This is a genomic window from Paenibacillus harenae DSM 16969 (assembly GCF_000422465.1).
Taxonomy (GTDB): domain Bacteria; phylum Bacillota; class Bacilli; order Paenibacillales; family Paenibacillaceae; genus Pristimantibacillus; species Pristimantibacillus harenae.
The window spans coordinates 453,939-462,398 of the sequence record NZ_KE383843.1; the positions used below are offsets into that span (position 1 = coordinate 453,939).

Genomic DNA, 8,460 nt, shown 5'->3' on the forward strand with positions numbered 1-8,460 from the left:
CGATATCCCCCCTTTCAAAATCCTTTCTCATTATCGAACAGGCCGTAGCTTGAGAAGAAGGAATCACGGAAATCTAACAGCCGATCCTCCATAATCGCTTGCCGGACGTCCCGCATGAGTTGCAGTAAGAAATGCAAATTGTGATATGTTGTCAGTCGCATGCCGAAAGTCTCATCCGCCTTGATCAGATGCCGTATGTAGGCCCTGGAATAATTCGTACACGTATAACAGGCGCATTCCGGATCTAACGGACCAAAATCTTCGGCGTATTTCGCATTGCGAATGACTAATCTTCCCTGGCTCGTCATCGTTGTCCCATTGCGGGCAATACGGGTCGGGAGAACGCAGTCGAACATGTCGATTCCGCGGATAGCCCCTTCGATTAAAGCATCCGGAGAGCCGACTCCCATTAAATAACGAGGTTTGCCAGCGGGTAAAACGGGAACCGTATAATCAAGCACTTCATACATCAAATGCTTGGGCTCGCCTACGCTCAGTCCACCAATAGCATACCCCGGGAAATCCATGGAAGTCAAATCATTTGCGCTCTGAATACGCAAATCTTTATACATGCCGCCTTGAACGATGGCGAATAAGCCTTGATCCTGCGGTCTCGCATGCGCCTCCAAGCAGCGCTCCGCCCACCTGGTCGTTCTCTCCAGCGATTTCTTCACGTACTCGTGCTCGGCTGGAAACGGCGGACACTCGTCAAAGGCCATCATAATATCGGAGCCAAGCGCGTTTTGGATTTCCATCGCAACCTCGGGGGACAGAAATTTTTTGTCTCCGTTCAGATGCGAACGAAAGTGTACGCCCTCTTCGGTAATTTTGCGCATCTCGCTAAGGCTGAACACTTGAAAACCGCCGCTGTCGGTAAGAATCGGACGATCCCAATTCATGAATTTATGAAGTCCGCCCGCCTGCTTCACGATCTCATGTCCCGGGCGAAGGAACAAGTGGTACGTATTGCTCAAAATAATATGAGCGTCCATCGTCTTCAATTCTTCCGGGCTCATCGTCTTCACGGTCGCCTGCGTGCCGACCGGCATAAACGCCGGCGTCTCGATGACGCCATGCGGGGTATGGACACGGCCGAGACGTGCTCCGGATTGCTTGCATTGTTTGATTAATTCATATTTGACAGCCACAATTCACGCTTCCTATTCTTAATGTTAGTAAATGAACATCGCGTCGCCGAAGCTGAAGAATCGGTATTCCTTCGCGATCGCTTCCCCGTAAGCACGCATCACCTTATCCCGCCCGGCCAACGCGCTTACAAGCATAACGAGCGTTGACTTCGGCAGATGAAAATTCGTGAGCAAGGCGTTAACGAGCTTAAACGTATAACCGGGGAAAATAAAGATGGACGTCCAGCCGCTGCATGCTTCAATTGGTTTGTCCCCGAAGCGGGCTGCCACCGTCTCCAGCGTTCTTGACGAAGTAGTACCCACGGCAATAATACGCGCACCGCTCTGATTGGCTTCATTTATGATCCGGGCATTCTGCTCGTCCAGCTCATAATATTCCGCATGCATCTCATGCTCCTCAACAAGCTCTACAGACATCGGGCGAAAGGTTCCAAGGCCGACATGAAGCGTTACATAGGCCAGCTTTACTCCTTTATCCTGCAGCTTCCGTAAAAAATCATCCGTAAAATGAAGACCCGCCGTCGGCGCGGCTGCCGATCCTGCATGCTTCGAATAGACGGTCTGATACCGCTCGCGCTCCTCTAATCTCTCTTTGATATAAGGCGGCAGAGGCATCTCGCCCAGCCGGTCCAGCAGCTCCTGGAATATGCCATCATACTCAAAGCGGACCGTTCGCCCGCCCATCTCGCCTTCCTGCTCGATAAACGCCCTCAGCAGCGGATTTCCCTCGCCGTCGTCGCCGAAAGAGAGCGCCGTGCCGACCTTCAACCGCTTGGCCGGCTTCCCCAGCGCTTCCCACCTGTCCTCGCCGAGCTGCTTTAGAAGAAGCAGCTCGATCTTGGCGCCGGTATCGCTTTTCATCCCCGTCAGCCGGGCTGGAATCACTCTCGTATCGTTGAGGACAAGAACATCGCCCGCGTTTATAAATTTCTCCAGATCGGTAAAGGTATGATGCGTCACTTCGCCTGTTTGTTTATCCAGGGCTAACAGTTTCGATGCCGTACGTTCGCGTAAAGGCGTCTGCGCGATCAGCCTCTCCGGCAATTGAAAATCGAACCAGTCCACATTCATCTCGTTTAATCATTCCTTAGCGATGGTGACATCTTTGTAATAGTATTTCAAAATATATTGATAGTCATACCCTTGCTGCGCAAGGCTTAACGCTCCATACTGCGACATGCCGAGCCCGTGCCCGAATCCTGTGCCGACGAAACGGAAGGAAGGTTCCTTCGTTGAAGGGCGGATATTTCCGTCGCCGTCCATTATAAACAGATTGGCATTAACGGCTTCCGATACTTTGCCTCCAGCGCTTATGGTGTATACCGGGGCAGATTCGGATGTCTTCGTTCTTGTTGAAGAGCCTGCTCCCTGCATGGCGACTTTAGCTGTCTCATCGATCTCAAACAATGTGCTCGGAAGGGAGCCCTGCGCGCCTAATGCGCCGCGAAGCGAATCGGGGCTGCCGACGTCCACCTTCTGCCCGTTCGCCGTGACTGCGACTGCCCGGCCGGATGCTCCGCGCTGGCTCACCTCAAGCGTGTAGATCGGACCGGCAATAGCTGTTTTTGCTTTGGAGTTAATAACCGTCGACATTTCCTGTGCGGTAAACGGTCCTCGAACCCATGTCATGGCGTTGGACTCGATTGTTTTCTCCAAAACGACCACTTCCGTCCCGCTGTCCGCCTGACCGATCAGCGGGACGGTATCTTGTATAACCGGATGCTTCCGCACCTTTGTTCCGTTTGTATTCACCTGCATAATCTTGCTTCCTGCTGCTGTAGCACGTCCTGTATCAGCAAGAAGATCATCCCGGATGTAGCCAATCGCTCCGCTTGGGAGGAGCACTCTGAACCAGCTGTGCAGACCGGCCTCCGACGAGCTGTCGGAACTTTTAACCGGCTGCAGGTACGGCACCTGATTATTCCAAATTTCTTTCGCATCAGCGGTCATTCCGCCGGCATTTGAAGAGTACAACGCCTCAATCGCTTTGCCGTTATAGAGGATAACCTCGCCTGCTGTCGCGTCTACGGCAGCGATCGTGGAAGGAGTCTCTGAGCCCGTTCCGTAATAAGCCTGGCTTAATGTCGTGTCAACGACATGCGCGATTTGGAAGGCGAAACCCTTGTTAAGGACAAAGGAGCGTGCGGCTACCGCCTGTGCCTTCAATGCCTCAGCCGGCCATGTCGGATACATCTCCACCCCGACGACCGAATACAAGTATTGTTCGAACGGCAGCTCGTTCACGACAGCCATTCGGCCGTTTAGAACGCTCAGCTCGAACATGCCGCGGTACGAACGACCGCTTCTTTCGCTCAGCTTAATCGGCGAAGAATCGGCTGATGTCAGGGACACCTTCGTCCCGGTTCCCCCGAAAGCGTATAGCTCCAAGCTGCTTTCGGCTTTACCGCTGACGGAATGATCGTTCCGAAGAAGCATATAGGCCGACTGCGCGTCAGCCTCTGCCAAGCCTGCTCCTCCGGTTGCTTTAGCCGCTGCCGCCTTAACGATTTGCAGCTCCGCGTCCGTAACGGCCGCGCCAACCATAACCGAGTATCCGACTGCTCCGTTCTGCAAGAAGCGTACCGCTACGAAAGCATCAAGCCCAACGGCTCCGAAGCCGTTTGCCGCTGTGATTGCGGCTGTTTTGTTTGCGAGCGCCCTGGTCTCGAGATGCAGCGGGCCTTGCAGCTTCGCCTGGAAGCCCCCTGCGAGTCCGGCCAGCTCGCTGTCGGACGCCCATTTGGCCTGTGCGGCTGTCGCTTCCGCCGCTGTCTGGTATGTACCTTCGATGACTTGATAAATAATTGCCCCGTTTTTGGATATTGACGTCAGATACGCCGCCCCCTTGAGGGCTTGTACCCGTTTGAAAACGGCGTGCGCCGTTGCAAAGTTCGATGATTCAAACAGCATTACCTTATAATTGTCCGCCGCAAAGCGGATTTGAGCCGATGCGGCTACTTGAAACCAGTCGGTTACGCCGTCAGGCTGTCTCGTTCCTACAGCAATTCCGCCTGTGGACGAAAAGGTCGCCGCTGCCGTCGTATCGTCATATTTACCGGGCAGCTTCATATAAATGGCAACCCGGATATCATCGAGCTTCGGTACGGCCGCCCGTGCAGGCGAAGCCGTCCATGCCGAAGCAAGCAGCAAAAACGTAACGGATAAAAGAATAAATCGGGTAATCGATCGTGATCTTGTTCTAGTCATGCTTATTTTCTCCTTCCTGTCTTTCCGGCAGCTCGCATCCGTGTACGGAGCAGCTTTCCTCCGCAGAGCCAAACCAATCGTATCTTCTGACTGCCACATAGCGATAAAGCCGGTCCGCGAGCCTCTTCATCCCCGGTATTCGATAGCAAGCGGAAATCCATTTCAGCCCCTTCACCGTCCGCAAAATCCGAACGATGCCGTCTGCTCCTGCGAACAGGCGGCCGGACTCGTCGGCAACGTGAATTTTCTCGTACAACGCTTCAGTTGCCAGCTTTTCAATGCCAGGCGCAAGCCGACGCTCCTTGCCCGCATTTTCGATTTGTTGAATGGGAATGAACAACAGCTCACAATCCGCAGGCAAGTCCTTCAGTCTGGCAACCGACGCAAGGCAGAGATTGCAGTTGCCGTCGTATATAACGTAAAGCCTCTCCCCCGGCTGCGCCTGGATCTTCTTCGCGCCCATGTCCGGCTACCTCCCCGGCATAGGCAAGCCGAGATGCCGGTATGCGCTTTCCGTTGCAATTCTTCCCCGCGGCGTTCGCTGCAGGAAGCCGATTTGCATCAAATACGGCTCGTATACGTCTTCGATGGTCTGGCTTTCCTCCCCGATTGTTGCCGCAATCGTGTCGAGTCCGACCGGCCTTCCGGCAAAGCTGGTCATCATCGCATGCAGCATTTTGTGATCGATGCTGTCAAGGCCCATCGGATCGACCTGAAGCAGCTCCAGCGCGGACCTTGCGATATCATGCGTAATGACGCCGTCGCCGCGAACCTGGGCAAAATCGCGGACGCGCTTCAGCAGCCGGTTCGCGATCCTCGGAGTCCCGCGGGAGCGCATGGCGATTTCGGAAGCGGCTTCTCCTACGATGCTGACGTTTAAAATTTCGGATGCCCTCGAGACGATAAACGCAAGCTCGTCAACCGTATAAAATTCCAGTCTGCTGACGACCCCGAACCGGTCCCTCAGCGGAGCGGAGAGCAACCCCGCCCTTGTCGTAGCCCCGATAAGCGTAAACGGGGGCAAATCGAGCCTGACCGAGCGGGCGCTCGGCCCTTTGCCGATCATGATATCGAGCGCAAAGTCCTCCATGGCCGGATACAGCACTTCTTCTACCGTACGGTGCAAGCGATGAATTTCGTCGATAAATAAAACGTCGCCCTCCTGCAAATTCGTCAACAGCGCAGCCAAATCGCCCGGACGTTCAATGGCAGGACCGGATGTTGTGCGTAAATGAACGCCGAGCTCGTTCGCGATAATATTGGATAAGGTCGTTTTCCCAAGCCCCGGCGGACCGTACAGCAGCACATGATCCAGCGCTTCCTTGCGCATTTTCGCCGCTTCAATATAAATCTTCAAATTTTCCTTGACCTTCGTTTGCCCGATATATTCAGCCAAGTAGCGGGGACGCAGGCTAAGCTCCACCGCTTGGTCTTCCATCATAAGGTTTGCGGAAATGATTCTATCATCCAACCTTCGTTCATCTCCTTCCGTCAACCTTTAAAAAGCTGCTGCAGCGCCCTCTTCATCAAAGAATCGACCGTCTCCTCGGCGGTTATGCTGCTCTGCAGGCCGTTCCACGCCTTATCCAGCTCTGCCGCCGTATATCCAAGCGCAGCCAGCGCCTCGCGCGCTTCCTGCCACGCCGTACCGGCTCCCTGGCCCGTGTTCTTGCCGTCCGAAAGGTCCATGGCAATGCCGGCGGCGGTTAATAAACCTCCGTCCAGTCCGGCGCCGATCAGCTTATCCTTCAGATCAAGAATCATCCGCTGGGCTGTTTTTTTGCCGATGCCCGGCAGCTTGGTCAGAAATGCGATGTTCTCCTGCTGGATAGCGGCGATAACAGCATCCGGCCGGCCGCCGGATAGGATGCCCAGCGCAACGCGCGGCCCGATTCCCGATACCTCGAGCAGCTTGCGGAACAGCTTCTGCTCCTCCCTCGTCTCGAAGCCGAACAGCAGAATCGCATCCTCGCGCACGTTATGATGAATAAACACGGTTACGGGCTCTTCTTTCTTCGCAAAAGCATAGGGATTTGGCGTAAATACCCGATACCCGGTATCTCTTACATCCAACACGATATATTCCGATTCCATATGCACGACATTGCCTCTTAAAAAATCAATCACGAACGTTTCACCTCGTTTATTATCCCGCTCATAACCGCGGAGTGCGCATGGCAAATGGCCACAGCGAGCGCATCGGCAACATCGTCCGGCTTCGGCACCGCTGACAGTTTTAAAAACATTTTGACCATTTCCTGCACCTGCTTCTTCTCTGCCTTCCCGTAGCCGACTACAGCCTGCTTCACCTGAAGCGGCGTATATTCACCGATCGTCAGCGCCCGCTGGGCGGCAGCCAAAATAATGGCGCCTCTCGCCTGCGCCACATCGAAAGCCGTCGTCACGTTCCGGTTGAAAAACAGCTTCTCTACCGCAACGGCGTCCGGCTTATATTTATCCATCAAAGCGCCCGCGGACTCATAGACCTGCAGCAGCCTCTGCTCGGGAGGCGTGTCGGGCTTCGTTTGGATGGCCCCGTATTGTACGGGCGTGAGCTTATGACCGATTTTATCAATAAATCCAAACCCGACGATCGCAATGCCGGGATCTATGCCAAGAACGCGCAAGTGGTCATCTCCTAAAAAGTTCTATGTAAATCTTACAACGAAAGCATCCTGTCCATTATAGCAAAAGTTGGCGTGAATGAGAACGCGCGTTTGATATTTCAATCAATCGGCCAGGCAGAATTAAAAAAGAAGCATAAGCTGACAGCGCTTATGCTTCTTCGCATGGATTAATAAGCCGATTTCATAACCTTCTCGTTTTTTTCAACCGCAAAATCGCTGTAGGTCGATAGGACGCTGTTGAATTCATCTATATCGCTGACCCGGATGCCATTCGCAAGTTCATCCAGCTTGTCCTGCGGAAGACTGCTCTCCATGTACCTTACGTCCAGCTGAAAGAAGGTACGAACAACCTTTTCTTTCTTCGGCGCCCCATCGTATAACGTCAGATTTCCGCTTTTATCAACGCCAAAATACGCATTCTCCTTGCAATGCTCGGATAGATCGTCAACCTGCTGCTCGAACAACACGGCATGCTGTTCCGTATCCAGCTCTGCTCTCCACTCCTTATGAGCCTCAAGGAGCTTAACGATTTGATTAATCGTCAGACGGCCAAGCGGCTTCATTTCCTCGCCGCATACGTATACGCGGTGAAGCTTTACGTTTAGCGGCATTTTCTGACTTTTAAGGGATTGTATAAAGCTGTCGTTATCCGATAACGCGGGAGAAGCCGCATAGCCTTTCCCGGCTTGCGGCAGGAAGAGCAGCGTGACCGCAAACAAAGCAAGCAGTACGCAGCCTAACATCCACATCGGTCTGCGTTTGCGGCGCAGTCGTTTTTTCAGGTTTTTCCAAAGGCTGAATTCCATCATAAGGAAGACCCCTCTTTATCGTTTTTGATAGTGTGCGCCAACATTACATAATTATTCATTACACTCCGAAATTTCTGAAGCAACTCATGAAGCTAGCTCTCCCTAAGAACGGTATTTTGAAAAAAGCTCCCGCACTCGCCTAATCAGGAGCGTGCAGGAGCCTCGCTTGCTTATAGCTAATTACCGGTTAATCCACGGCTGATTGCCGCGCTTTTTTCCCTGCTTAGGCCGCGTCATTACGTTGCGAATAACCGCCTTTTTCGTATTTTTGCGCTGTACCGTTGTCTTAGCGGCTTTCTGCGGCTCATCTTCTATCCCTTTTACGACGCCTTGCTCCGACCGTTCACCTTTGCAGCCGCAATCATCTACACCGGCGCCGGCCGTTTGCGGCCAGTTCGGATAAGGTGAATACGGCGGGTAAGGAGGGAAGCCTGCGACCGGGTAACCGTGGCCATAACCGGAATCGGCATGATGAATATAGGCAGGCGACACATTTCCATGACCATAGCCATGCCCGTAGTCATAGTCAGGCTGAACATGAGCCGGCGACACATTTCCGTGACCGTAGCCATGACCATAGCCGTGCCCATAGTCATAATCAGGCTGAGCATGAGCCGGCGATACTAAGCCTTGATTCGGCATCGTGGACATCGGCGATACCATGCCTTG

Annotated in this window: 8 protein-coding genes and 1 pseudogene; all 9 read right to left on the bottom strand. The window is 53.4% G+C overall.

Features of this window, described 5'->3' with window-relative positions; all coding sequences use genetic code 11:
* Positions 1-14 precede the first annotated feature (14 nt).
* Positions 15-1,148, bottom strand: coding sequence for a tRNA guanosine(34) transglycosylase Tgt (gene tgt, locus H581_RS0121485; RefSeq protein WP_028611801.1), 1,134 nt, complete (start codon positions 1,146-1,148; stop codon positions 15-17).
* Positions 1,149-1,172: 24 nt separating this feature from the next.
* A complete protein-coding gene (gene queA / locus H581_RS0121490; protein ID WP_028611802.1) occupies positions 1,173-2,219 on the bottom strand; it encodes a tRNA preQ1(34) S-adenosylmethionine ribosyltransferase-isomerase QueA in 1,047 nt (348 codons plus the stop codon).
* A 9-nt stretch (positions 2,220-2,228) separates the two neighbouring features.
* Positions 2,229-4,355 carry a SpoIID/LytB domain-containing protein gene (locus tag H581_RS0121495; RefSeq protein ID WP_051251184.1) on the bottom strand — a complete coding sequence of 709 codons (2,127 nt, stop codon included), beginning with the start codon at positions 4,353-4,355 and terminating at the stop codon, positions 2,229-2,231.
* A complete protein-coding gene (locus tag H581_RS0121500; RefSeq protein ID WP_028611804.1) occupies positions 4,348-4,818 on the bottom strand; it encodes a thiol-disulfide oxidoreductase DCC family protein in 471 nt (156 codons plus the stop codon). The genes H581_RS0121495 and H581_RS0121500 overlap by 8 nt, the downstream gene beginning before the upstream one ends.
* Positions 4,819-4,824: 6 nt before the next feature.
* Entirely contained in the window at positions 4,825-5,826 is a 1,002-nt protein-coding gene (gene ruvB, locus H581_RS0121505; protein WP_028611805.1) for a Holliday junction branch migration DNA helicase RuvB, read from the bottom strand.
* Positions 5,827-5,846: 20 nt separating this feature from the next.
* Positions 5,847-6,482 (bottom strand): Holliday junction branch migration protein RuvA, encoded by a 636-nt coding sequence (gene ruvA / locus H581_RS0121510; RefSeq protein ID WP_028611806.1) that lies wholly within the window; start codon positions 6,480-6,482, stop codon positions 5,847-5,849.
* Positions 6,479-6,982: a crossover junction endodeoxyribonuclease RuvC gene (gene ruvC, locus H581_RS0121515; RefSeq protein ID WP_028611807.1), complete on the bottom strand. Its 504-nt coding sequence runs from the start codon at positions 6,980-6,982 to the stop codon at positions 6,479-6,481. The genes ruvA and ruvC overlap by 4 nt, the downstream gene beginning before the upstream one ends.
* A 167-nt stretch (positions 6,983-7,149) precedes the next feature.
* The gene (locus H581_RS0121525; RefSeq protein ID WP_028611808.1) at positions 7,150-7,791 is read right to left on the bottom strand and encodes a BofC C-terminal domain-containing protein; all 642 of its coding nucleotides are present in this window, start codon (positions 7,789-7,791) and stop codon (positions 7,150-7,152) included.
* 180 nt (positions 7,792-7,971) lie between these two features.
* Positions 7,972-8,460: pseudogene (locus tag H581_RS34965) on the bottom strand (hypothetical protein); the annotation flags it as partial.

What these genes read in the sequence shown, in the direction of transcription:
- H581_RS0121500 (WP_028611804.1), bottom strand. Translation starts at nt 4,818, where the DNA reads ATGGGCGCGAAGAAGATCCAGGCGCAGCCGGGGGAGAGGCTTTACGTT.
- queA (WP_028611802.1), bottom strand. Translation starts at nt 2,219, where the DNA reads ATGAATGTGGACTGGTTCGATTTTCAATTGCCGGAGAGGCTGATCGCG.
- H581_RS0121495 (WP_051251184.1), bottom strand. Translation starts at nt 4,355, where the DNA reads ATGACTAGAACAAGATCACGATCGATTACCCGATTTATTCTTTTATCC.
- H581_RS0121525 (WP_028611808.1), bottom strand. Translation starts at nt 7,791, where the DNA reads ATGATGGAATTCAGCCTTTGGAAAAACCTGAAAAAACGACTGCGCCGC.